A 22,319-nucleotide genomic window follows, 5' to 3' on the forward strand; every position below is an offset into this window, starting at 1 on the left:
CGCGCTCAGGCCTCCGGGATCTCGAACTTGCTGGTGCGCCGCATGCCGGCCGCGCGGCCCTTGCCCGAGATGACCAGGGCCATCTTGCGGCTGGCCTCGTCGATCATCTCGTCGCCGAGCATCGCGGAGCCCTTCTTGCCGCCCGCCTCTGACGTGTAGTAGTCGTACGCGTCCAGGATCAGCTCGGCGTGGTCGTAGTCCTCCTGGGACGGCGAGAAGATCTCGTTGGACGCCTCGACCTGGCCCGGGTGCAGCACCCACTTGCCGTCGAAGCCGAGCGCGGCGGCGCGCTGGGCGACCTCGCGGTAGCCGTCGATGTTGCGGATCTGGAGGTAGGGGCCGTCGATCGCCTGGAGGTTGTTGGCGCGGGCGGCCATCAGGATCTTCATCAGGATGTAGTGGTAGGCGTCCGCCGGGTAGCCGGGCGGCTGCTCGCCCACGACCAGCGACTTCATGTTGATGGACGCCATGAAGTCGGCCGGGCCGAAGATGATCGTCTCGACGCGCTGGGACGCCGTCGCGATCTCGTTGACGTTGTTCAGACCCTGGGCGTTCTCGATCTGCGCCTCGATGCCGATCTTGCCGACCTCGAAGCCCATCGTCTTCTCGATCTGGGTCAGCAGGAGGTCGAGCGCGACGATCTGCTCGGCCGTCTGCACCTTCGGCAGCATGATGCAGTCGAGGTTCTGGCCGGCGCCCTCGACGACGGTGACGACGTCGCGGTACGTCCACTCGGTCGTCCAGTCGTTGACGCGCACGACCCTCGTCTTGCCCGTCCAGTCGCCCTCGTTGAGGAACTTGACGATGGTGTGCCGCGCCTCGGGCTTGGCGAGCGGGGCGCACGCGTCCTCCAGGTCGAGGAAGACCTGGTCGGCGGGGAGGCCCTGGGCCTTCTCCAGGAAGCGCGGGTTGCTTCCCGGTACGGCGAGGCAGGAGCGCCGCGGGCGAAGGCGGTTGACCTGCGGGGCGGGCGTGGTCATGCGGGGACCTCCAGGGGGTCGAGCTTGTTCGCTTTCCGGATCTCGTCGACGATGCGGCCGATGATCCCGGTGATGTCGAAGTCCTTCGGGGTGAAGACGGCGGCCACTCCGGCGGCCCTGAGCTGCTCGGCGTCACCATTCGGGATGATGCCACCGGCGATCACCGGTATATCTGTGGCACCGGCCACACGGAGCCGCTCCAGGACGTCCGGCACCAGCTGTGCGTGCGATCCGGACAGGATCGACAGGCCGACCGCGTGCACGTCCTCGGCGAGGGCCGCGTCCACGATCTGCTCGGGCGTCAGGCGGATGCCCTGGTAGACCACCTCGAAGCCGGCGTCACGCGCGCGCACCGCGATCTGCTCGGCGCCGTTGGAGTGCCCGTCGAGGCCCGGCTTGCCGACGAGGAAGCGGAGTTTGCCGACGCCCATGTCCTTGGCGGTCAGGTCGACCTTGCGGCGGACCTGCGACAGGGCCGAGCCCTCCTCGGCGGGGATCGCCACCGGCGCCGACGACACGCCGGTCGGCGCCCGGAACTCGCCGAACACCTCGCGCAGCGCCCCGGCCCACTCGCCGGTCGTGACCCCGGCGCGGGCGCACTCCAGGGTGGCCTCCATGAGGTTGCCGGTGCCCTTCGCGGCCTCCTTCAGCTTCTCCAGCGCCTTGCACGGGCGCGGGTGGTTGAAGGGCGGCTGGTAGCGGGTGTCGCGCCAGTTCTGCAGACCCGCGATCACCCGGGCCTCGACGGCCGGGTCGACCGTCTGGATGGCCGTGTCGAGATCGGCGGTCAGCGGGTTCGGCTCGGTGCCCTCGAAGGCGTTGACACCGATGATCTTCTCCTGGCCGGACTCGATCCGGCCCCGGCGCTCGGCATGCGAGGCGACCAGCTGGGACTTGAGGTAGCCGGACTCGACGGCGGCCATCGCGCCGCCCATCTCCTGGATGCGGTCGATCTCCGCGAGCGAGGCCTCGACCAGCTCGTCGACCTTCGCCTCGATCACCTTCGAGCCCTCGAAGATGTCCTCGTACTCCAGCAGATCGCTCTCGTACGCCAGCACCTGCTGGATCCGCAGCGACCACTGCTGGTCCCAGGGCCGGGGCAGGCCCAGCGCCTCGTTCCAGGCGGGAAGCTGCACGGCACGCGCGCGTGCGTCCTTCGAGAGCGTCACGGCCAGCATCTCCAGCACGATCCGCTGGACGTTGTTCTCCGGCTGCGCCTCGGTCAGACCGAGGGAGTTGACCTGGACGCCGTACCGGAAGCGGCGCTGCTTGGGGTTCTCGATGCCGTACCGCTCGCGCGTGACCTGGTCCCAGATCCGCCCGAACGCCCGCATCTTGCACATCTCCTCGATGAAGCGGACGCCCGCGTTCACGAAGAAGGAGATACGGGCCACGACGTCCCCGAACTTCTCGGCGGGGACCTGCCCTGAGTCGCGTACGGCATCGAGAACCGCGATCGCGGTGGACATCGCGTACGCGATCTCCTGGACCGGCGTGGCGCCCGCCTCCTGCAGGTGGTAGCTGCAGATGTTGATCGGGTTCCACTTCGGGATGTGGGAGACCGTGTACGCGATCATGTCCGTCGTCAGTCGGAGGCTCGGCCCCGGCGGGAAGACGTGCGTCCCCCGCGACAGGTACTCCTTGACGATGTCGTTCTGGGTCGTGCCCTGGAGCTTGGTGATGTCCGCGCCCTGCTCCTCGGCGACGACCTGGTAGAGCGCCAGCAGCCACATGGCGGTGGCGTTGATCGTCATCGAGGTGTTCATCTGCTCCAGGGGGATGTCCTGGAACAGCCGGCGCATGTCACCGAGGTGCGCGATCGGCACGCCGACCCGGCCGACCTCGCCGCGGGCGAGGATGTGGTCGGAGTCGTAGCCGGTCTGGGTCGGCAGGTCGAACGCGACCGACAGACCTGTCTGCCCCTTGGCGAGGTTGCGCCGGTACAGCTCGTTGGACGCCTCGGCCGTGGAGTGACCGGCGTACGTGCGCATGAGCCACGGCCGGTCCTTCTCCCGCGCGCCTTCGGCGGGCTGACGCTCAGTCATCTATGACCTCGGGTGTCTCAGATGTCGCGGATCAGATGTTGCGGAAGCGGTTGATGGCGTCGATGTGCTTGGCGCGCATCTCCTCGTCGCGCACGCCGAGGCCCTCCTCGGGGGCGAGGCACAGGACGCCGACCTTGCCCTGGTGGAGGTTGCGGTGCACGTCGTAGGCGGCCTGGCCGGTCTCCTCCAGGGAGTAGACCTTCGAGAGGGTGGGGTGGATCTTGCCCTTCGCGATGAGCCGGTTGGCCTCCCAGGCTTCGCGGTAGTTGGCGAAGTGCGAGCCGATGATCCGCTTCAGGGACATCCACAGGTAGCGGTTGTCGTACTCGTGCATGTAGCCCGAGGTCGAGGCGCAGGTGGTGATGGTGCCGCCCTTGCGGGTGACGAAGACGCTCGCGCCGAAGGTCTCGCGGCCCGGGTGCTCGAAGACGATGTCGATGTCCTCGCCGCCGGTGAACTCGCGGATGCGCTTGCCGAAGCGCTTCCACTCCTTCGGGTCCTGGGTCCGCTCGTCCTTCCAGAACTTGTAGCCCTCGGCGCTGCGGTCGATGATCGCCTCGGCGCCCATCGAACGGCAGATGTCCGCCTTCTGCTCGCTGGAGACCACGCAGATCGGGTTGGCGCCACCGGCCAGCGCGAACTGGGTGGCGTACGAGCCGAGGCCACCGCTCGCGCCCCAGATCAGGACGTTGTCGCCCTGCTTCATACCGGCGCCGTTGCGGGAGACCAGCTGCCGGTACGCGGTCGAGTTGACCAGACCCGGAGCGGCGGCCTCCTCCCAGCTGAGGTGACCCGGCTTCGGCATCAGCTGGTTGGACTTGACGAGCGCGATCTCGGCGAGGCCGCCGAAGTTGGTCTCGAAGCCCCAGATGCGCTGTTCGGGGTCGAGCATCGTGTCGTTGTGGCCGTCGCTGGACTCCAGCTCGACGGACAGACAGTGCGCGACGACCTCGTCACCGGGCTTCCAGGAGTTGACGCCCGGGCCGGTGCGCAGGACGACGCCCGCGAGGTCGGAGCCGATGATGTGGTACGGCAGGTCGTGGCGCTTGGTCAGCTCGCTGAGCCGGCCGTAGCGCTCCAGGAACCCGAAGGTCGACAGGGGCTCGAAGATCGACGTCCAGACGGAGTTGTAGTTGACCGAGGAGGCCATGACGGCCACCAGGGCCTCGCCCGGTCCGAGTTCCGGCACCGGAACGTCGTCCAGATGGATCGACTTGCGCGGGTCCTTGTCACGGGTCTGCAGGCCCGCGAACATCTCCGTCTCGTCCTTGTGCACGGTGATCGCGCGGTACGACTCGGGGAGCGGCAGAGCGGCGAAGTCGGCCGGCGTCGATTCCGGCGACTGGATCGCGTCCAGAATGTCCTTCACGGTCACGGTGTTGCCTCCGGCGGTGAGCACCCTGAGGGAGGGGTGCTGAGGGTTACGTCGGTGCTGCTGAGGGTTTTGTGTGGTGCCGTCGGTTCGGCGGATGGTGCTGTTCGGCAGCGCTTTGTGGCGCGGGAGGTTGCCTGTGACGCAGGCGCCGGGCGCGCAGACCCCGGGAGGGGTTTGCGGGGACAGCCGACGTACGAAAGGTCTCTGCACGCCGGCCGCCCGGACTCCTTCAACGTATGGCACGGCGTGTCACCTGGCAAGGCACCGAGTGCCAGAACTTGCTCTCAGATGAAATCTTTACGTAACAAATGAGCGATGATCGATCAAAGCTACCCGTGAGTAGGTATCAATCGGGTGGAATGGGGCGGTGCCGGAGCGCGGGGCAGAGGGCGAGCGCGGGGCAGAGGGCGTCGGCCAGACACGCCGGATGCAGCGCCGTCGCCGGGCCGCGGCTCCCGCACTCCGCGGCCGGTGAGCTCCTCGATCTTCGTCAGTCGGTACAGGAGCGTGTTCCGGTGATGGCGAGCCGAGCGGCGGTCCGTACGAGTTGTAAGCCGCACGGACGACGCCACCAGCTGGGGCACCCGCGGCTCGGCGAACGCGAAGACATGCCGACCGGGCTCAGCGACTGCTCACGGCACGCAGTGCCAGACCGGCGACCCCGTGCGAGTCGTGCGTCCTGGCGACGCCCCGGCCGACCGCGAGTTCCGCGTCACGTCCTCGTCCCAGCGCCAGGCTCAGGCGCCCAGTCCCAGCAGGGCCACCTGCAAGGGAAGCGCGGGCTCCTCGGGGAGGGCGGGGGGCTCCTCGCCGCGGCCGGTGTGCGTGGGCGGGACGGCGCGCAGGCCCTTTATGCCGTCGGCGGCCCATTTGGCGTCGGTCGCGGGGAGGGACAGGGTCATGCGCCGCCCGTCGGCCAGTGTGGCTTCGAGCTTGGTCGGGTCGTCCGCCTGCATGGCAACTCACTTCCGTCGCGCAACCATGAAGATCGTGCTTCGACATGGAGGACGGATGAGCCGACGCGATGGTTCCCGCTGAGGGAGCCATCGCGAGGACCCCCGCGCTGTGGTCAGGCCCGCTCCTTCAGCGCCTGCTCGATCGTCCGCATCACCTCGTCGAGCGGCGCGTCGGTCCGGGCCACCGTCACCAGCACCTCGCCCTGCGAGGCCACGGAGGCCGGCGCCGTGCGCGGGGCGGTGTCCCGGCCCGCCCCGATGCCCGTCCCGAACGTCCTCCGTACGATCGCGAAGGCGTGGTCGAGCTGCGCCTCCACGTCGCCCTGGCCGCCGGCCCGCAGCCAGCGCCGCAGGACGTGGTTGTGGGCGGTGACCACGGCGGACGCGGCGACCTCCGCCAGCAGCGGGTCGTCGTTGGCGTCGTCGTCGTGCGCGTGCTCGTCGAAGTGGCCGAGGAGATAGCGGGTGAAGAGGCGCTCGTAGCGGGCCACCGACGCGATCTCCGCCTCACGCAGGGTGGGCACCTCGCGCGTCAGCTTGTAGCGGGCGACCGAGATCTCCGGCCGGGCCGCGTACATCCGCATGACTTCCTTGATGCCACGGCACACCGTGTCGAGCGGGTGCTCATGGGCCGGGGCGGCGTTGAGCACCGCCTCGGCGCGGATCAGGGTGTCGTCGTGGTCCGGGAAGATCGCCTCTTCCTTGGAACGGAAGTGGCGGAAGAACGTGCGGCGGGCGACCCCGGCCGCTGCCGCGATCTCGTCGACGGTGGTCGCCTCGTACCCCTTGGTCGCGAACAGCTCCATCGCCGCTGCCGCCAGTTCGCGGCGCATCTTGAGCCGTTGGGCGGCCGCGCGACCGCCGGCGGCACTTTCCGGCGCGTCGGGCGTGGCTGGTGTACGTGAGGACTTGGCGGGCTGGGACATGACCCGAACGTACTGCATGTGCGCAGCTTGATGCGCATGCACGGGGTTTCCCCCGCCCTTCGCGGGCGGGGGAGAACCGGGTCGGGCGGGTGGCGGCGAGCTGCTTCGGTCGGCCGGGGGAGCGCTGCGCGGGGCGGGCGGGGGCGGGCTGCCGGGGTCCAGCAGCCCGCCCCACTCCTGACCGCTGCTGAACCAGTCGCCGGGCCGCTCAGCGCCGGGCATATTCGCGGAAGCCGCGGCCCGTCTTGCGGCCGAGGCAGCCCGCGGCCACCAGGTGCTCCAGGAGCGGCGCCGGGGCGAGACCCGGGTCGCGGAACTCGCGGTGCAGGACCTTCTCGATCGCCAGCGAGACATCGAGACCGACGACGTCCAGCAGCTCGAACGGACCCATCGGGTAGCCGCCGCCCAGCTTCATCGCGGCGTCGATGTCGTCGAGCGTCGCGTAGTGCTCCTCCACCATCTTGATCGCGTTGTTCAGGTACGGGAACAGCAGTGCGTTCACGATGAACCCGGCACGGTCACCGCAGTCCACGGCGTGCTTCCTGATCCGGCCGCAGACCTCGCGGACCGTGGAGTGGACGTCGTCGGCCGTCAGTACCGTACGGACGACCTCGACCAGCTTCATCGCCGGTGCCGGGTTGAAGAAGTGCATGCCGATCACGTCCTGCGGACGCGAGGTGGCACGGGCGCAGGCGACGACGGGCAGCGACGAGGTGGTGGTGGCCAGCACCGCGCCCGGCTTGCAGACCTTGTCCAGGGTCGCGAACAGCTGCTGCTTGATCTCCAGGTCCTCGGCGATGGCTTCGACGGCCAGGTCGACATCGGAGAACGCGTCGTAGGAACCCGCCGCGGTGATCAGGTCCAGGGTCTGCGCGGCGGCCTCGGCGGTCATCCGCCCCTTGTCGACAGAGCGGGAAAGCGATTTGCCGATACGAGCCTTCGCGGCCTGCGCCTTCTCCTCGCTGCGGGCGGCCAGCACGACCTCGTAGCCGGCCTTGGCGAAGACCTCCGCGATCCCGGACGCCATGGTGCCGGAGCCCGCGACACCGACCGAGCGGACCGTACGGCCGGGGGTGAGGGCGGCGCCGTCCAGCGGTGTCAGCGCGTCCTGCACGACGGTGGCGCTGCCCGGCGCCTCGTACGTGTAGAAGCCGCGGCCCGACTTGCGGCCGGTCAGGCCCGCCTCGCTGAGCTGCTTGAGGATCGGGGCGGGGGCGTGCAGGCGGTCGTGCGACTCGGCGTACATGGCCTCCAGGACCCTGCGCGCGGTGTCGATGCCGATCAGGTCGAGCAGGGCCAGCGGGCCCATCGGCAGTCCGCATCCCAGCCGCATCGCGGCGTCGATGTCCTCGCGGGAGGCGTACTTCGCCTCGTACATCGCGGCCGCCTGGTTGAGGTAGCCGAACAGCAGCCCGTCGGCGACGAACCCGGGCCGGTCGCCGACCGCGACGGGCTCCTTGCCGAGGTCGAGGGCGAGGTTGGTGACCGCGGTGACGGCCGTCGGCGCGGTCAGCACGGACGAGACGACCTCGACCAGCCGCATCGCGGGCGCCGGGTTGAAGAAGTGCAGTCCGAGCACGCGCTCGGGGCGGGCCGAGTCGGCGGCCAGCCGCGTGACCGACAGCGCGTTGGTGCCGGTCGCCAGGATCGCCTCGGGGCGCACGATCCCGTCCAGCTCACGGAAGATCTGCTGCTTGATCTCGTACGACTCCGGCGCCACCTCGATGACCAGGTCCGCGTCGGCCGCGGCCCGCAGTTCCGTGAAGGTGCGGACGCGGGCGAGAGCCTCAGTGCGCTCCTCCTCGGTCAGCCGGCCGCGCTCCACGGCACGGGCGGTCGAGGTCTCCAGCGTGGCGACGGCCTTGGCGGCCGCGGCCTCGCTGATGTCGATGCCGATGACCTCGCGACCGGCCTTGGCCAGGATCTCGGCGATGCCGGTGCCCATGGTGCCGAGGCCGACGACGGCGACGGTCTTGAGCTGGGACAGAGGGGTGTCGGACGAGGTGTCGGACAGGGGAGTGGCCATCGCGGGACTCCAGGAATGAGGGTGACGACTGGAAACGCGCCCGGGTGCGCCGAGAAGGCGCACCGGGTGCGGAAAGGAGTGAGTGCGGGTGTTGTTGCCGGGCTTCTGGCGCACACGCCCGGTGCCGTCGCCGAGCGCGTGCACACGCGCCGGGGAACGGCGGATCCGACCGGCTCTGTCCCGGAGCCGAGTCGTACTGAGGTACCTGATGTACCGAACCGACCGACACTCGCAGCGGCTGCGTCACCAGGCCGCTGCAAGCAAATCCGCGAGTGGGTGACTCGCTCGTATGAGCTTAACCGGTGGGTAACGAGCGCGCCAGACCTCGTCTTTGTGATGTAGGTCCCGTGACGCGGGCCGCTTGCATACGCTCGGCTTCATGGACGAAGAGTTGCGATCACTCACGGAGCGCTTACGGCAGGAGTCCGGGGCTTCGGCCGCGTACGAGCATCTCGTGGCGACCGAGGACCTCGACGAACTGGCGAGCGTGCTCACCGCGCCCGGACAGCCGCTGTGGGCCAGGGAGCTGGCCGCGTTCCGGCTGGGCCTGGCAGGCGACCGGCGGGCCTTCGAGTCCCTCGTCCTGCTGCTCAACCACCGCGATCCGGAGCGCTGCGTCTCCGCCGCCCACGCCCTCGCCCGGCTCGACGACCCGCGCACGGCCCGCGCGGCGGCCGCCCTCGCCACCAACGAACTCCGCGTCGCCTACGCCCTGCTCCCGGTCCGCCTCCTGGTCGAACTGCGCGCCCCCGAGGCCGTCCCCGCCCTGATCACCACCCTGGAACGCCGACTGCGCCCCCACGACCCCTACCGCCGCGTGGCCCTGGCCTGTGTGGAGGGCCTCGGCACCCTCGGTGACACCCGCGCCAGAGGTGTCCTGAACGAGGCCCTGGCCCATCCGGCGCTGGCGGAGGCGGCGGTACGGGCGCTGGCGCGGATTCCTAGGCCTCGTTGAGGGTGCGCACGTACCGCACTTCGGGAACCGGGACCCCGTCCACCTCGAACGGTTCCTCGGCGCCGTCGGCCTCGAAGCCCGCCTGTTCGTACAGGCGGCGGGCACGAGGGTTGCCCTTGAGGACCCACAGGTACATGCGCTCGTGGCCGCGGGCCGTGCGGTTCCACAGGGCCTCCAGCAGCAGGGCGTGACCGATGCCGGTGCCGTACCGTCGCGGGTCCACGTAGAGGGCGTACAACTCGGCGTCGGCGGTCCGGACTTCACCATCCCGGTACGGCCCGTGACAGGCCCAGCCCGCGACCTCGCCGTCCCACTGCGCGACCAGGTCCACGACGCTGCCGTCTCCTTGCGCGAAGCGGGCGCGGTGCCGCTCGGCGTCCCGCGCCACGCTCATCGCGTCGAGGTACGACCGGGGAATCAGCCCCTGGTAGGCGCTCTGCCAGCCGCGCACACGGATCTCGGCCACGCGGTCGCAGTCGGCGAGGGCCATGGGGCGGATGAGAAGGCGATCGTCGTCCATGGCGGAACCCTAGGCAGCGCCCGCCCGCACGGCCTGCGAATTATGTGCCGACCACTGCGAACGCCTCCACCTCCATCAGGAACTCCGGCCGCACCAGCCCGGCGACCTGGACCGCCGACGAGGCCGGGAGCCGGTCGTCGGGTATGTGCTGAGCGCGGGCCTCGCGAAGGGCGGGCATGTGCGCCATGTCCGTGACGAAGTAGGTGAGCTTGACGACCTCGTCGAACGTGGCGCCGGCCGCCGCGAGGCAGCGCCTGAGGTTCTCGAAGACCTGACGGGCCTGGGCCGCCGGATCTCCCTCGCCGACGAGCTTGCCGTCCGCGTCCAGGGCGAGCTGGCCCGAGACGGCGACGAAACGGCCGGTGCCGAGCACGACATGCGTGTACTGGGCGGCGGGGGCGACCCCGTCGGGGGCGGGAATCCTGGTCAGCTCACTCATGCGTCCATAGTGGACCACGGGTCTGACAACGCCCCCGACGGACCGTCAGGCGGTCGGGGGCGGCCCCGTGGCTCAGTGCCGGAAACCGATCAGCCGGTGCAGTTCCGCGCCGCGGGCCGACGTCGACGCCACCTTGGAGTTCAGCGGCTTCGGGTCGGGCCGGGCCTCGCACACCGCGTCGACCGCGCCCGCGCCGCGCGGCACGGTGCCGTCGGTCAGGTAGGCCGCGAGATGCCTGTCCAGACAGGGATTCCCGCCCAGGGTGATGCCGTGGTTGCCGCCACCCCGCTCGACCACGAGGCTGGAGCGGGCCAGCTGCCGGTGCACCGTGACGGCACCCTGGTACGGAGTGGCCGCGTCGCCGGTCGACTGGAACAGCAGCACCGGCGCCACCTTGCTGTTGGCGATGCTCATCGAGGGCAGCGAGGTCTTCGGCCAGAACGCGCACGGCGCGTTGTACCAGGCGTTGTTCCAGGTCATGAAGGGCGCCTTCGCGTACACGGCCCAGTTGTCCGCCCGCCACCGATGCCAGTCGCGGGACCATACGGCGTCCCGGCACTGCACGGAGGCGTAGATGCTGTAGCCGTTCTCGTCGGACGCGTCCGAGGCGCCGAACTTCTCGTACGCCTCGATCAACGGGTCGGCGTCCCTGTCGTTCGCGTACGCCGCGAACGCCTCGGCGAGATAGGGCCAGTAGCCGTTGAAGTAGCCGCCGGGAAGGAAGGTGTCCTCCAGCTCGGAGGCGCCGACCTTGCCGCCGGCCGGCGCGTTGGCCAGGGCCGTCCGCATCGCGTACCACTTGGCCTCGACCCTGGCCGGGTCGGTGCCGAACCCGTACGTCCTGTCGTGCCGGGCGACCCACGCCAGGAACGCGCGGTGCCGGTCGTCGAAGGCGACGTCCTGCGCGAGGTTGGCGTCGTACCAGACACCGGTGGGGTCGACGACCGAGTCCAGGGCCGCGCGCCGCACCCGCTCCGGGAAGAGCTTGGCGTAGACCGTGCCGAGGTAGGTGCCGTACGAGTAGCCGAAGTAGTTGATCTGCCGTGCGCCGAGTGCCGCGCGGATCCGGTCCATGTCGCGCACGGCGCTGACGGTGTTGATGTACGGCAGCACGTCCGCGTACTTCTCACCGCAGGCCCGCGCGAAGGACTTGGCCCGCTGGAGGTTGGCCCGCTCGATCTGAAGTGTGCGGGGCACGGAGTCCGGACGGACAGGGGCGAAGTAGCCGGGGTCGCAGTTGAGGGCGGGCTTGCTCCTGCCGACTCCGCGTGGGTCGAAGCCGATGACGTCGTACTGCGCCGCCACCTCCTTGGGCAGTGCGGCGGCGACGAACCCGGCGAGCGTGAGACCGCTGCCGCCGGGGCCGCCGGGGTTGACCAGCAGCGGGCCCTGGTACTTCTTCGCGGTGTGCGGGACGCGGGACAGCGCGAGGGTGATCCGCCGGCCGTGCGGGTCGGCGTGGTCGAGGGGGACGTCGAGGGACGCGCACTGGAGCGTCGGGTACTTGGTGGTGCCGCACTTCTTCCAGGCGAGGGGGGCGGCCTGGGCGCTCTCCGCGGGGGGCGGGGCGCTCGCCTCGGCGGCGGGGGCGGCCGTCACGCTGCCGGCCAGGGCGACGGCGGCGCCGCACAGCAGGGCTGCGCGTTTTCCCATGGGGTCCTCCCAGGACGGAGCGTTCCGGACCGCGAAGGCCACGGTCCTGGCCGCATTCATCCCGGAACGGGCCTCTGGAAGAACTGTTTCTGCTCAGACTTGACCCTATTGGATCGCAGATGCCCTCAAATGCGTCCTCAGGCCTCCCACGCGCCCCCAGGCCTCCCACGCCCTCACAGCAGGGAGAGCTGAGTCGGTTCGGGCCGCGTGTGCCCGGCCGGCTCCGGCGCCGGTTCGGGCTCGCGGATCCGGCGCGGCATGCCCGCTCGCGTGGGGCCGATGCCGTACTCCTGCGCCAGTTCGTGGACCTGACGGGTGATCCGGCGCTGGTACCACTTGGGGGCGTAGGCGCCGTCCGCGTACAGCCGCTCGTAACGACGCACCAGATGCGGGTGTTCGCGGCCCAGCCAGGCCATGAACCACTCGCGCGCCCCCGGCCGCAGATGCAGCACCAGCGGCGTGACCGAGGTCGCCCCGGAGGCGGCTATCGCCCGCACGGTGGCCCGCAGCTGAGCCGGCTGGTCGCTCAGGAACGGGATCACCGGCGCCATCAGCACCCCGCACCCGAGCCCGTGCTCGGCCAGCGCCCGTACGACGTCCAGGCGCCGTTCGGGCGCGGGCGTGCCCGGCTCCACGGTGCGCCACAGCTCGGGGTCGACGAAGCCGACCGAGACGGAGACGCCGACGTCGGTCACCTCGGCGGACTGCTTCAGCAGCTCCAGGTCGCGCAGGATCAGCGTGCCCTTGGTCAGGATCGAGTACGGGTTGGCGTGGTCGCGCAGGGCGGCGAGGATGCCCGGCATCAGGCGGTAGCGGCCCTCGGCCCGTTGGTAGCAGTCGACGTTCGTGCCCATCGCTATGTGCTCGCCCTGCCAGCGCCGGGAGGAGAGCTGGCGGCGCAGCAGCTCCGGCGCGTTCACCTTGACCACGATCTGGGAGTCGAAGCCGAGGCCCGTGTCCAGGTCCAGATAGCTGTGGGTCTTGCGGGCGAAGCAGTACACGCACCTATACTTCAGTTTGTGACTCCATTTCAGAGGGGTGCGACCTACGAGCGCATCTCCAAGGCCGACGACGGCGATGAAGACGGCGTCGAGCGCCAGGGCGAGGACACGTCCGAACTCGCTGAGCGGCGCGGCATCCCCATCGAGGGGCGGCGCTTCCGAGACAACGACAAGTCGGCCACGCACGGCAAGCACCGGCCCCACTACGAGCGGCTCATGGCCGCCGTCCAGCGCGGAGAAGTCGACGTCATCATCGTCTACATGCTCGGCCGCCTGTGGCGAAACCGGCGAGAACGAGCTGAAGGAATGGAGATCCTCCGAACGCACGGCGTCAGCGTGCTGTGCGTCAAAGGCCCGGAGCTGGACCTCACGACCGCCGCGGGGCGCCTGCTCGCCGGGCTGCTCGGGGAAGTCGACACCTTCGAAGTCGAGCAGATGTCGGAACGTGAGCAGCGCGAGATGCGCCAGCGCGTCGAGCGCGGCGAAGCTCCCACCGGGCCGCGCTGCTTCGGCTACACCGTCGACGGCCTGGAGGTCATCGACTCCGAAGCTGCTGAGGTGCGGAAGATGTTCAAGGCCGTCGCGGCCGGCGCCACCCTGTCGGGCATCGCCAGCGACTTGAACGACCGCGAGGTCCTGAACCGCAACGGCCGGGCCTGGACACACAACGCTGTCCGCTACCTGCTCCAGAACGAGCGGTACGCGGGCCTGCGCGAGTACAACGGCACGACCTACGCCGGGAAGTGGCCCGCCATTGTGAGCGAGGACGTGTGGCGGCAGGCCGTTGCGCTACTCACTGACGAATCGCGGAGGACATCCCCGGGGCCCGCGCGCAAGTGGCTGTTGTCCGGCCTGGCGCGGTGCGGAGTCTGCAACAACGGCACCACGGTTGCCAGCGCCCAGCGCGGGGCGAGGAGCAGCGCCAAGAGTGGGCCGGACCGGATCTACAAGTGCCGTGGCCCGGTGAAGCATCTGGCGCGCAATGCGGAACCGATCGAACGGCTGGTTGCCGGGACTGAGCCGGGTCAACCGTTGGGGGCCGTGCCCCGGTTCCTGGTGCGCGAGGACGCCGCGCAGCTGCTCCTGGACGACGACCGTCCGGACATGGACGAACTGGCCGCTAAGGCCTCCGTGCTGAGGGGGCGACTGAAGGTCATGACGGATGAGTTTGCGGATGACGACGAGGCGGACGCTCTGGAGTTCAAGCGCGCCGTACGGCGGGTCAAGGAGCGGCTGACGACGATCGAGCAGCAGATGGCGAGCCCGGAACGCACGGCCGTGCTGGGGGAACTCGTGCGCGCCGAGGATGCTGTCGCCGTATGGGATGGGCTGCCGTTGGACCGGAAGCGGGCCGTCGTCGACATGCTGGTGACGGTGACGATCCACCCCGCTGGGCCAGGACGGCGGGCCTTCGATCCGAGGACGATCGACATCGTCCCGAAGTTCGGCTGACCGCCGGGTGATACGGGAAGGGGCGCACCACCCGGCAGTCAGGGCCTACATGCTGAGCAGGCAGGCCTCCACGCCCAGCACCGGCGCCACGTCTGCCCTCAGGCACAGCGCTTCGCCGGCCGGGGCAGCGGACGGCGGTGCTGCTTCCGGGGGCGACTCGGGAGGAGGCGATGGCGCCGGATCGGCCGGCGATGACGATCCGCCGCCGGGGTCTCCTGGCGGGCTGCTTCCGCCTCCGCCTGGCGGGTCGCTCCCGCCTGGGGTACCAGCGTCCGTCTCGCCCGGCGGGGACTCCGCGCCGATGGGCACGATGGTGCCGGTGGCACTGGGGCTCGGCGTAGCCAGATCGCTGGGCGTCGGGATGGCGCTGACGCTGGCGGACGGCTCCGGCTCGGAAGTGCTCGGTGACGGGGCCGCCGTTGGCGGAGCGCCAGGCGTCGTGGGCAGCGGCCCGACCGTCGGAGGCGGAGCGTACGTGAGGGAGGCAGCCGCCGTCGGTGCGGAGGACGGCGGATCGCTGCTGGACTCCTTGGTCCACGGCTGGACGGTAACCATGGTGACTGTCGTCGCCGTGACGGCGGCTCCTGTCACCGCACCTATGACCTGGCCCTGGTGTTCGCGAGCTATGCGGCGCGCGGCTTCACTGATGGTGGCCAGGGCGGCGGCCGCCCCGCCCAAGTACAGCCCCAGATGCCTCTTGCGCCGGACCGGTTCGGGCCCGGGGCCGGCGGCGGGATGTGGCGGATGCTCTACACCGCCGTTGGCGACGGCCGCTTCCGCTTCCGGCGGCCTGTCACCCTCGCCTCCGTCGTCGCTTCCGTCGTTGTCGAGCAGGTGTCTCAGAAACTTCACGCGGGCTCGCTGGGCGCGCATCTCCCTGTCGATCCCTGTGATCTGTCGCCTGAGCTCGGTTATCTCTCCGAGCAGGCGCCGCAAGAACAGACCCCCGGTGACACTGATCGCGCCGAGCACGCCCGCAACAATGACCCAGACCATAGGTCCAGCCCCCTGTGTGCGTGCGCGTCGGGCTCCGTACATGTCGGCGTATGTACGGGGATTGATCGTGCGCCTGATCTGACGATGCCGCATGCATATATGCAGGGACCGTTCTCGAACCGTTACAAAGCTCTGGCCTGGGCCAACTAACCGGTATGCCGTGGTCGTTGGGGCGGGGTGGTCTTGCGTGCCCGGTGCTTGAGGGCGGCCTCGTAGTCGGACGCCATCTCTCTCAGTACTGCCGGGATGTCTCTGGGGTCCACATCCTCCAATGCGGCGTCGATCATGCGGCGTACGTGCGGAGGGGCTGAGCGCAGCGCCTCCGGCATGTTCGCCTGCTGGGCCTCCTGGAGCTCCATCTCCCGCAGGATCGCGCCGGCCTCCCGGTGATGCTCCGAAAGCCGGTCGGCGGTGACGCCCACGGTGCGGGCCATGGCGGCCACGGTCGATGGCTTGCCAGGTACCCGCTTGCGGTTGGCGCCTGTACCCCGGAAGCCGGCCTCGATCTGCCGCCAGCTGGAGCCGCTGAACTTGAAGGGCATGTTCGCGGCCGCCGTCTCCGGGCTCCATCCCTTCGCCTCGCGGGCGAGCTTGATGAGTGTGCCGTAGGCCGGCGGGCCGTGTTCCCTGTCTTCCTCTGCCATTCCTTCCCCCTCGTGATGACTCGTACTTTCTCGAACTGTATTGACGAACCGCAGTTCGTGCGAGGGCGTGCACGACTCCTTCACATGCGCCAGGAGATTTCAGGACTAGCCACTTGTGAAAACTGGTGACGAGTCGTACATTCGACTGCATGAACGAAGACCCCAGACAGTTCCGCCGTCGGCGGATCGAGGCCGGCCTGAGTCAGACCGACCTCGCCGAGAGGGCAGGGGTCAGCAAGAGCCACGTGTCGGACGTCGAGAACGGCAGGGCCGGGTTCTCCCCGAAGAACCTCAAGGCGATCGCCGAAGTCCTCGGCTGCACGATCCCTGATCTCCTGCTGCCCCTGGACGAGGCCGCCCCTGCGATCGCGGCGGGCATGTCCTGATGCGGGCCCTGATCGACGCCGTGTGCCGGTGGGTGTGCAGCTGCGGGCACCGGAACCCGCTATGGCGTGCCCAGTGCAGGCGTTGCGGCGCCGACCGCGAGTTCAAAGCGGGTGCAGTCGCATGACGAGCGAGCAACTCGACGACTACCTCGGCCGCATGGTTGCCAGCTGGCCGCCGCTTCCCGCCGAAGAGCGAGAGCGACTGCGGACCCTGCTGCGGACTGCGCCGCGACCGGCCGCCAAGTCCAGCCGCAAGGCCGCCTGAAACGCCCTGAGGGCCCGCCGGACGCCCCCGACGAGCCCTCGGCCCACCAGCCCATCACCTGAAAGAGGAACGAGGTGGACCTCGATGCAGACCAGCATCGCACACGTCCCCCGCGTCAAAGGCGGGAAGAGCGCACCCGAGGTGGAGCGCGACGACCTCCGCGGTCTCCTGGCCGCGATCCGCGAAGCCCTCGACGTGCCGCCCGGCCCGGAGCGTCCGGCCCTCCTCGGCGACCGCGTCCTGCTGGTCCTCGCCACGGTCCGTGACGTCCTCGATGGCGAGACTCCGCTCATCCCGTTCGAGACCGAGCTGCTGCGCGAGAAGACCGCCCAGCAGGCCGGGGCCGGTGAGTCGAATGAGTGACTCCATCACCACCGAGTACCTGTGGCAGACGCAGCAGATCATCGCGGCTGTTCCGGCTGGCCCGTGGGAGGTGGAGCCGACCGGCGACGGGCGACTGCCCGACCAGGTCGGACCGATCGCCTTCCTGGAGACCTGGGTTGACGCCGACCGCATCGGCATCGTCGAGTTCGTCTCCTTCGCCCGCGAGGCCCTCCCGCGCTACATGGGCGCCTACGCCCGGCAGGTGGACCGCATTCGCGAACTGGAGAAGCGCGTCCGGCGTCTGGAGAACGCGAACGGCGGTGCTGGGCATGGCCGATGAGAACCTCGCCTTCCCTTGGGCGCGCTTGTTCACCGCTGACCAGCTGGCCGCGTTCGTTGAGGACCTGTGGGGCGCCGCCTCTGGTGACAACGACTTCGTCACTCTGGACGCGATCGAGAAGGCCATCGGCAAGCACCGGCCGAAGTCGCCGGTTGAGCCCGGGGCACGGCCGTGCCCTCTCAGCCCGAGACACCTGCGGGTCCTGGCGCGCATCGCCAACGGCGACACGCGCGACATCGCCGCCCGGAACCTCAGCCTGAGGCGGAGCAGCATCTGCGCCCTGCTGGCCGAGATCTTCCAGGCAACCGGAGCGCAGAACGCGGCCCACGCGGCGGTCATCGCCGTGCACTACGGCTGGCTGCCCGCCCACGAACTCGAACTTCCCTCGCCCCGGAAGAAGCCCTGGCGGTGGGAGCGGAAGACCCCGCAGGCCTGGAAGGCGCTGTACCGCGAGCACGCCCTAGCCGCGCGCGCCCATCCCGGCGAGTGGCTGCCCATCGACACCCCCTACAAGTCGATCGTCAACGCCGAGCGAGCCGCAGGACGCATCCGCAAGGCGCACATCGACGACTTCCGGCCCGCAGGTTCCTTCGCCGCGGAGGCCTTCCTCGACGACGGCGAGTGGCTTGTCCGCATCCGCTACGTCGGCACCACGCCCACAATCTCGCCGGGGAGCACCTCGTGACCTACGACAGACCTGCCACGCGCCTGGAGTTCCGGTCGACGGCCATCGACACGAGTGCGGCGGTGACCGCTGTCCTCGACTCACTCTCCGAGTCGTGGCCGGACAATCAGCCGGTTCTGCACAAGCGCTTCGGCGTGTACGGCGTCGTCCGCGACGACAGCCCGGCCAACGTGCCCGGCGTCTTCGACGGTAAGCCCCGCCGCGTGTGCCTGGGCTCGGCCGGCGAGACCTGGCTGTCCGTGGTCTGGAACCCGGGTGGTGTGATCCCGCTCCGCTGCTGGCTGCCCGCGAGCCGCGTCACGACCTGCGCCCGGAGGTACTGACCATGCGCTACGCGATCATCAGTGCGGACGGCGAACTCACCCACCATGACGGGTACCTGGACTGGGACCGGGTGATCGGAGTCGAGGGCAAGGCACGCGTCTTCCTGCCCGGCGCCGCTGTGGCCGGATGGGTCAACGACATCGGCCTGCTCTACCCGAAGCGGTACCCGCGCAACGTCACCGGGTCGTGCGTGCTCGCCGCTCTCGGCGCCAAGGTGCAGCCGTACGCCGGGCCGATCGTCTTCACCGGCTGGAACCCGGCCAACACCGCGCTCGGCCTGATCGAGATCGAGCCGCTGCCGCAGCCTGTCGAGCACTTGGACACCGTGCACGGCGCCGTCGTGAAGGCCCTGGCCGGACAGACCCCGCGCGACTTCTCCCCGTCCTGGGCCGAGCACATGCGCGAGATCGCCGAGCACGCCCGCACCGCGCCCACCCCCGGCATCACGATCCGGACGGTGACGCTGCGATGAAGACCACCCGCCCGGCGTCAACGCCCTCCGCCGCCGCCGACGTGCGTCTGGCCGCCGCGGAAGCCAAGGCGGGAGAGGAGCAGCTCCGTTCCGCTCCCGTGACCCCGCCTGCGTCGGGCGGGATCCCGACCACTCGCCCGGAGTCAACGTCACCCGTCGACGGCTCGCGCATGGCCGCGGCGGGAGCCAAGGCCGGTGAGGAGCGGAAATCCTCTGTGCCCCCTCCCGAGACCCGGCCTGCTCCGGGCGAGTCCCCGACCACCCGTCCGGCGTTCACGTCATCCGCCGTCGACCTGACCGGCGCTGCGGAAGCGAAGGCGAAGGAGGAGCGAGCCCCACGCGCTGCTTGCGCTCCGGAGATCTCGCCTGCGCCGGACGGGCCCCAGGCCACCCTCTCCGGTCCGGTCACCCCCACCGCCCGTCTGCTGTTGCCCGCCGGCGCCCCCGAGGTCGTCTGGCGTGAGGCACGGCGGCAGGGCATCGGCGGCAGTGACGTCGCCGCGATCCTCGGCATGGATAGCCACGGCGGCGCCCTGCGCGTCTGGCTGGACAAGACCGGCCAGGCCCCGGCCGAGCGTGACCGCCGACTGGACCGAGCGGCCCGGCGCGGGAACCGCCTCGAAGGCCTCGTGGCCGAGTTCTTCGCCGAGGAATCCGGGCTGGCCGTGCTCGACTCGCCGGGCACGCTCCAGCACGTCGATCACCCGCACTGGATCGCCAACCCCGACCGGCTCGCCGTTGGTCCCCATTTCCCGGACCGGGACGACATCGGCGTGCTGGAGTGCAAGACCCGCACCTGGCGCTCCGCCCGCGTCGAGAACTGGCGCGGCGACGAAGCCCCCGACGGACCCGCCCTCCAAGCCCACTGGTACATGACCGTCACTGGCTACCAGTTCGCCTACGTCGCCGGGCTCATCGATGACGACCTGGAGTTCTTCCGCCTGGAGCGCGACGACGAGCTGTCCGGGCTGCTGGCCGACGCCGTCGACCGGTTCTGGCACGACCACGTCGTGGCCGGCCTCCCGCCGAAGCCCGACGGATCAGGGGCCACCACCGAGCTGCTCGCGCGTCTGTGGGACGCCCGCGAGGAGGCCACGGTGGAGGTCGACCCGGTGGACACGATGCTGCTGAAGCAGCGCCGCCGTGAGCTCCGCGAGCACATCACCGAGCTCGGCGACGAGCTCACCGAGATCGAGAACCACATGCGGCAGCTCGCCGGGGACGCCGAGGTCGCCACGATCGGCGGCAAGCCTGCCTTCACCTGGCGGCAGAACGGCCAGTTCGCCCATGCCCGGTTCCGCGCGGCCGAGCCGGAACTCGCCGCTGCGTACACCCACTTGGTTCCTGCCGTCGACACGAAGCGGCTGGCAGCCGAGCACCCCGAGACCTACCGCAAGTACCGGGCCCGCCAGCTGCGCGTGCCCTCGGAAGGATGACCATGGCCGACCTCAAGGACCGTGTGAAGCAGGCGACTGGCGCCGACGAGCAGCAGCCGGAGCAGCCGCCCGTCACCGACATCGCCGCCCGCGACGGGCACCTCAAATGGCTCCAGAGCCACCAGACCTACTTCACCGACGCGCTGCCCCGGCATGTCGACAAGGCGCACTTCACCGCCGTTGCCCTGTCGATCCTGCCCAGCCTCAAGAAGTGCAGCAACCAGAGCATCATGACGTCGCTCCTGGCGTGCGCCCGCTTCGGTCTGGAGCCGGACGGCCGCCAGGCGGCGATCATCCCGTACGGCGAGACCGCAACCTTCCAGCCGATGTACCAGGGTTACATCGAGCTCATGTACCGGCATCCGGCCGTCGACACGGTGCACTTCGGCTGGATCCGGGAGAAGGACCAGTGGGAGTTCGAGCCCACTGCGCCGAGCCCCCGGGACTTCCGGCACAAGCCGCGCGTCGACCTCACCGACGACGAGCGCGGATCCGTGATCCTCGCCTATGCGTTCGCCTGGATCGGCGGCCACCGCTCGCAGGTCATCATGCTCAACCGGCAGCAGGCCACCGAGATCCGCGACAAGTACTCCAAGGCATACGCGAAGGCCGTCCGCGAGGGCAAGAACGACTCGCCTTGGCAGACATCGTTCGAAGCCATGTGGGCCAAGAGCTGCGTCCGTCGCCTGGTCAAGGTCGTGCCGACGTCGAGCGAACTCACCCAGCTGATCAACGCCGACGACGACGCAGACGACACCGGCAGCGCCACGCCGCCAGTCATCAAGGGCACCGTCATCTCCCGCGACGACCAGCCCGACACCGACGAACAGCAGACGCAGGCACCTAGCTGGCCGAAGACCGCGCAGCCCGGCGGCGAGGGTGGTGAGTCGGTGTGAGCACCGCCGTACGCACATTCAACGGGCCCCCGTCCCAGTTGACCATCGGTAGCTGCCCGGACTGCGGGAGGGCCTGCTACACCTCCCGCAAGATGGCCAGGCGCGCCGCGCGCGGCATGTTCCCCAGCATCCACCACCGTGCCGTGCCGTGCGGTCAGTACTGGCACATGGAGCGCGCGCGGGGTGAGCGCCCGTGAACGCGCCTGCTCTCAAACTCACTGTGTACGGCACCCCGGGCCCGCAGGGCTCGAAGACCCGCAACGCGGCCGGCGCCCTGTATGAGTCGTCGGCGAAGGTGAAGCCGTGGCGTGAAGCGGTGAAGACGGCCGCGCTCGACGCCATCCACCACGACGAGGCCTGGACGGCGCTCGGCGAACCGATCTGGCTGCAAATGCAGTTCAGCCTGCGTCGCCCGAAGAGCCACTACGGCACCGGCAGGAACGCGGGTCTGCTCAAGGCGACCGCACCGTCCTACCCGACCGGCAAGCCCGACCTGGACAAGCTCATCCGCTCCACCCAGGACGCCTTGAAGGATGCCGGAGTCCTCGCCGACGACAGCGTCGTCGCCTCCCTGTCCGCCTCCAAGGTCTACGTGCTCTGGGGCGACGCCCTCCGTACCCCCGGCGCCGTCATCAAGGTCTGGCGCCTGAACGACTTCCTCAAGGAGCCCCAGCCGTGACCCAGTTGAAATTCGACGCGAAGGTCAGCGCGTCGGCGCAGGAAGCACTGGAGCCGCACGTGCGGCCGGTGTACGCCACGCCTGCTGGCCGTCGCCTGTTCATCGGTGAGTTCGCCGCGATCGAGCGGACCGAGCCGGCGCCCGGGTCGGAGAAGGAGGCGTCGGTCAAGGTCCGCATCGTCTCCCTGGAGCTGCCCAACGAGGCCCAGGAGGGCTACGTGCGGGAGGCGCTGCGCTTCCTCCACCTCCAGCGCACCGCTCGCGGAACGCTCGACGACGACGGGCAGCTGGAGCTCGACGAGTCCACGCTGCGCCTGACCGGCAACCAGCTCGCCTACCTGGAGACGGCTCGCCTGCGGGCCGGGCTGAACCACTGGGCTTCGTACGCCCGCCGGGTGCTGCACACCCCGAACATCACGGTCACCGAGGCGCTGCACGAGATGAAGACGGTGGCCGACGGGCTCACCGCTGCCCTCGACGGCGCCCGCGGCGACGACTGATGGCCCCCTGATCCAACCCGACCAGCCCTGAAGGGAGGTGACCC

Annotated in this window: 25 protein-coding genes and 1 pseudogene; 14 read left to right on the forward strand and 12 right to left on the reverse strand. The window is 69.9% G+C overall.

Features of this window, described 5'->3' with window-relative positions; genetic code table 11:
* Positions 1–5 precede the first annotated feature (5 nt).
* The 7 genes from ACZ4UU_RS16125 to ACZ4UU_RS16155 form a co-directional block, all read right to left on the reverse strand.
* A complete protein-coding gene (locus ACZ4UU_RS16125) occupies positions 6–980 on the reverse strand; it encodes an HpcH/HpaI aldolase/citrate lyase family protein (protein ID WP_468040324.1) in 975 nt (324 codons plus the stop codon).
* Entirely contained in the window at positions 977–3,025 is a 2,049-nt protein-coding gene (locus ACZ4UU_RS16130) for a protein meaA (RefSeq protein WP_468040326.1), read from the reverse strand. Before ACZ4UU_RS16130 ends, ACZ4UU_RS16125 begins: the two co-directional genes overlap by 4 nt.
* Positions 3,026–3,056: 31 nt before the next feature.
* Positions 3,057–4,400 (reverse strand): crotonyl-CoA carboxylase/reductase, encoded by a 1,344-nt coding sequence (ccrA, locus tag ACZ4UU_RS16135; protein WP_468040328.1) that lies wholly within the window; start codon positions 4,398–4,400, stop codon positions 3,057–3,059.
* 329 nt (positions 4,401–4,729) lie between these two features.
* Complete coding sequence (locus ACZ4UU_RS16140) at positions 4,730–4,984, reverse strand: helix-turn-helix domain-containing protein (protein WP_468040330.1); 255 nt, start codon at positions 4,982–4,984, stop codon at positions 4,730–4,732.
* Positions 4,985–5,137: 153 nt separating this feature from the next.
* Positions 5,138–5,356 (reverse strand): hypothetical protein, encoded by a 219-nt coding sequence (locus ACZ4UU_RS16145; RefSeq protein WP_468040331.1) that lies wholly within the window; start codon positions 5,354–5,356, stop codon positions 5,138–5,140.
* Positions 5,357–5,469: 113 nt separating this feature from the next.
* Positions 5,470–6,282, reverse strand: coding sequence for a TetR family transcriptional regulator (locus ACZ4UU_RS16150; RefSeq protein WP_468040333.1), 813 nt, complete (start codon positions 6,280–6,282; stop codon positions 5,470–5,472).
* A 208-nt stretch (positions 6,283–6,490) separates the two neighbouring features.
* Positions 6,491–8,308 (reverse strand): 3-hydroxybutyryl-CoA dehydrogenase, encoded by a 1,818-nt coding sequence (locus ACZ4UU_RS16155; protein ID WP_468040334.1) that lies wholly within the window; start codon positions 8,306–8,308, stop codon positions 6,491–6,493.
* A gap of 379 nt (positions 8,309–8,687) precedes the next feature.
* Here ACZ4UU_RS16155 and ACZ4UU_RS16160 point away from each other — a divergent pair, with 379 nt between their 5' ends.
* The gene (locus tag ACZ4UU_RS16160) at positions 8,688–9,263 is read left to right on the forward strand and encodes an adenylosuccinate lyase (RefSeq protein WP_468040336.1); all 576 of its coding nucleotides are present in this window, start codon (positions 8,688–8,690) and stop codon (positions 9,261–9,263) included.
* On the opposite strand, the gene ACZ4UU_RS16165 is transcribed toward ACZ4UU_RS16160, so the two are convergent.
* The 4 genes and pseudogenes from ACZ4UU_RS16165 to ACZ4UU_RS16180 form a co-directional block, all read right to left on the reverse strand.
* A complete protein-coding gene (locus tag ACZ4UU_RS16165; RefSeq protein ID WP_468040338.1) occupies positions 9,250–9,783 on the reverse strand; it encodes a GNAT family N-acetyltransferase in 534 nt (177 codons plus the stop codon). The genes ACZ4UU_RS16160 and ACZ4UU_RS16165 overlap by 14 nt on opposite strands.
* Positions 9,784–9,823: 40 nt before the next feature.
* Positions 9,824–10,222: a RidA family protein gene (locus ACZ4UU_RS16170; protein WP_468040340.1), complete on the reverse strand. Its 399-nt coding sequence runs from the start codon at positions 10,220–10,222 to the stop codon at positions 9,824–9,826.
* Positions 10,223–10,294: 72 nt separating this feature from the next.
* Entirely contained in the window at positions 10,295–11,875 is a 1,581-nt protein-coding gene (locus tag ACZ4UU_RS16175; RefSeq protein WP_468040341.1) for an alpha/beta hydrolase, read from the reverse strand.
* A gap of 173 nt (positions 11,876–12,048) precedes the next feature.
* Positions 12,049–12,882: pseudogene (locus ACZ4UU_RS16180) on the reverse strand (radical SAM protein); the annotation flags it as partial.
* Between the two features lie 12 nt (positions 12,883–12,894).
* On the opposite strand from ACZ4UU_RS16180, the gene ACZ4UU_RS16185 reads away from it, so the two are divergent.
* Together ACZ4UU_RS16185 and ACZ4UU_RS16190 are read left to right on the forward strand one after the other, a co-directional pair.
* Positions 12,895–14,328, forward strand: a complete 1,434-nt coding sequence (locus ACZ4UU_RS16185) for a recombinase family protein (protein WP_468040343.1) — start codon at positions 12,895–12,897, stop codon at positions 14,326–14,328.
* Positions 14,329–14,940: 612 nt separating this feature from the next.
* Complete coding sequence (locus ACZ4UU_RS16190) at positions 14,941–15,474, forward strand: hypothetical protein (protein WP_468040345.1); 534 nt, start codon at positions 14,941–14,943, stop codon at positions 15,472–15,474.
* Here ACZ4UU_RS16190 and ACZ4UU_RS16195 read toward each other — a convergent pair.
* Entirely contained in the window at positions 15,471–15,968 is a 498-nt protein-coding gene (locus ACZ4UU_RS16195) for a helix-turn-helix domain-containing protein (protein ID WP_468040346.1), read from the reverse strand. The two genes, ACZ4UU_RS16190 and ACZ4UU_RS16195, sit on opposite strands and share 4 nt — an antisense overlap.
* 149 nt (positions 15,969–16,117) lie before the next feature.
* On the opposite strand from ACZ4UU_RS16195, the gene ACZ4UU_RS16200 reads away from it, so the two are divergent.
* The 11 genes from ACZ4UU_RS16200 (at position 16,118) to ACZ4UU_RS16250 (ending at position 22,275) form a co-directional block, all read left to right on the forward strand.
* The gene (locus tag ACZ4UU_RS16200; protein ID WP_468040347.1) at positions 16,118–16,354 is read left to right on the forward strand and encodes a helix-turn-helix domain-containing protein; all 237 of its coding nucleotides are present in this window, start codon (positions 16,118–16,120) and stop codon (positions 16,352–16,354) included.
* 121 nt (positions 16,355–16,475) lie between these two features.
* The gene (locus tag ACZ4UU_RS16205; RefSeq protein WP_468040349.1) at positions 16,476–16,619 is read left to right on the forward strand and encodes a hypothetical protein; all 144 of its coding nucleotides are present in this window, start codon (positions 16,476–16,478) and stop codon (positions 16,617–16,619) included.
* A gap of 84 nt (positions 16,620–16,703) precedes the next feature.
* Entirely contained in the window at positions 16,704–16,982 is a 279-nt protein-coding gene (locus ACZ4UU_RS16210; protein ID WP_468040350.1) for a hypothetical protein, read from the forward strand.
* Positions 16,975–17,283 (forward strand): hypothetical protein, encoded by a 309-nt coding sequence (locus tag ACZ4UU_RS16215; protein WP_468040352.1) that lies wholly within the window; start codon positions 16,975–16,977, stop codon positions 17,281–17,283. Before ACZ4UU_RS16210 ends, ACZ4UU_RS16215 begins: the two co-directional genes overlap by 8 nt.
* Positions 17,273–17,968: a hypothetical protein gene (locus ACZ4UU_RS16220; RefSeq protein WP_468040353.1), complete on the forward strand. Its 696-nt coding sequence runs from the start codon at positions 17,273–17,275 to the stop codon at positions 17,966–17,968. The genes ACZ4UU_RS16215 and ACZ4UU_RS16220 overlap by 11 nt, the downstream gene beginning before the upstream one ends.
* Positions 17,965–18,291, forward strand: coding sequence for a hypothetical protein (locus ACZ4UU_RS16225; protein ID WP_468040355.1), 327 nt, complete (start codon positions 17,965–17,967; stop codon positions 18,289–18,291). Before ACZ4UU_RS16220 ends, ACZ4UU_RS16225 begins: the two co-directional genes overlap by 4 nt.
* Positions 18,292–18,293: 2 nt before the next feature.
* Positions 18,294–18,764: a hypothetical protein gene (locus tag ACZ4UU_RS16230; protein WP_468040357.1), complete on the forward strand. Its 471-nt coding sequence runs from the start codon at positions 18,294–18,296 to the stop codon at positions 18,762–18,764.
* Complete coding sequence (locus ACZ4UU_RS16235; RefSeq protein ID WP_468040358.1) at positions 18,761–20,200, forward strand: YqaJ viral recombinase family nuclease; 1,440 nt, start codon at positions 18,761–18,763, stop codon at positions 20,198–20,200. The genes ACZ4UU_RS16230 and ACZ4UU_RS16235 overlap by 4 nt, the downstream gene beginning before the upstream one ends.
* A 2-nt stretch (positions 20,201–20,202) precedes the next feature.
* Complete coding sequence (locus tag ACZ4UU_RS16240; protein ID WP_468040360.1) at positions 20,203–21,096, forward strand: recombinase RecT; 894 nt, start codon at positions 20,203–20,205, stop codon at positions 21,094–21,096.
* 193 nt (positions 21,097–21,289) lie between these two features.
* The gene (locus ACZ4UU_RS16245; RefSeq protein ID WP_468040361.1) at positions 21,290–21,775 is read left to right on the forward strand and encodes a RusA family crossover junction endodeoxyribonuclease; all 486 of its coding nucleotides are present in this window, start codon (positions 21,290–21,292) and stop codon (positions 21,773–21,775) included.
* Positions 21,772–22,275: a hypothetical protein gene (locus ACZ4UU_RS16250; protein ID WP_468040362.1), complete on the forward strand. Its 504-nt coding sequence runs from the start codon at positions 21,772–21,774 to the stop codon at positions 22,273–22,275. The genes ACZ4UU_RS16245 and ACZ4UU_RS16250 overlap by 4 nt, the downstream gene beginning before the upstream one ends.
* The last annotated feature ends 44 nt before the right edge of the window (positions 22,276–22,319 follow it).

Source organism: Streptomyces sp. NPDC028907 (genome assembly GCF_055564995.1).

Coding starts and splice junctions, on each gene's coding strand:
- ACZ4UU_RS16125 (WP_468040324.1), bottom strand. CDS start 980: ATGACCACGCCCGCCCCGCAGGTCAACCGCCTTCGCCCGCGGCGCTCC.
- ACZ4UU_RS16130 (WP_468040326.1), bottom strand. CDS start 3,025: ATGACTGAGCGTCAGCCCGCCGAAGGCGCGCGGGAGAAGGACCGGCCG.
- ACZ4UU_RS16145 (WP_468040331.1), bottom strand. CDS start 5,356: ATGCAGGCGGACGACCCGACCAAGCTCGAAGCCACACTGGCCGACGGG.
- ACZ4UU_RS16150 (WP_468040333.1), bottom strand. CDS start 6,282: ATGTCCCAGCCCGCCAAGTCCTCACGTACACCAGCCACGCCCGACGCG.
- ACZ4UU_RS16155 (WP_468040334.1), bottom strand. CDS start 8,308: ATGGCCACTCCCCTGTCCGACACCTCGTCCGACACCCCTCTGTCCCAG.
- ACZ4UU_RS16160 (WP_468040336.1), top strand. CDS start 8,688: ATGGACGAAGAGTTGCGATCACTCACGGAGCGCTTACGGCAGGAGTCC.
- ACZ4UU_RS16165 (WP_468040338.1), bottom strand. CDS start 9,783: ATGGACGACGATCGCCTTCTCATCCGCCCCATGGCCCTCGCCGACTGC.
- ACZ4UU_RS16170 (WP_468040340.1), bottom strand. CDS start 10,222: ATGAGTGAGCTGACCAGGATTCCCGCCCCCGACGGGGTCGCCCCCGCC.
- ACZ4UU_RS16175 (WP_468040341.1), bottom strand. CDS start 11,875: ATGGGAAAACGCGCAGCCCTGCTGTGCGGCGCCGCCGTCGCCCTGGCC.
- ACZ4UU_RS16195 (WP_468040346.1), bottom strand. CDS start 15,968: ATGGCAGAGGAAGACAGGGAACACGGCCCGCCGGCCTACGGCACACTC.
- ACZ4UU_RS16200 (WP_468040347.1), top strand. CDS start 16,118: ATGAACGAAGACCCCAGACAGTTCCGCCGTCGGCGGATCGAGGCCGGC.
- ACZ4UU_RS16205 (WP_468040349.1), top strand. CDS start 16,476: ATGACGAGCGAGCAACTCGACGACTACCTCGGCCGCATGGTTGCCAGC.
- ACZ4UU_RS16210 (WP_468040350.1), top strand. CDS start 16,704: ATGCAGACCAGCATCGCACACGTCCCCCGCGTCAAAGGCGGGAAGAGC.
- ACZ4UU_RS16215 (WP_468040352.1), top strand. CDS start 16,975: ATGAGTGACTCCATCACCACCGAGTACCTGTGGCAGACGCAGCAGATC.
- ACZ4UU_RS16220 (WP_468040353.1), top strand. CDS start 17,273: ATGGCCGATGAGAACCTCGCCTTCCCTTGGGCGCGCTTGTTCACCGCT.
- ACZ4UU_RS16230 (WP_468040357.1), top strand. CDS start 18,294: ATGCGCTACGCGATCATCAGTGCGGACGGCGAACTCACCCACCATGAC.
- ACZ4UU_RS16235 (WP_468040358.1), top strand. CDS start 18,761: ATGAAGACCACCCGCCCGGCGTCAACGCCCTCCGCCGCCGCCGACGTG.
- ACZ4UU_RS16240 (WP_468040360.1), top strand. CDS start 20,203: ATGGCCGACCTCAAGGACCGTGTGAAGCAGGCGACTGGCGCCGACGAG.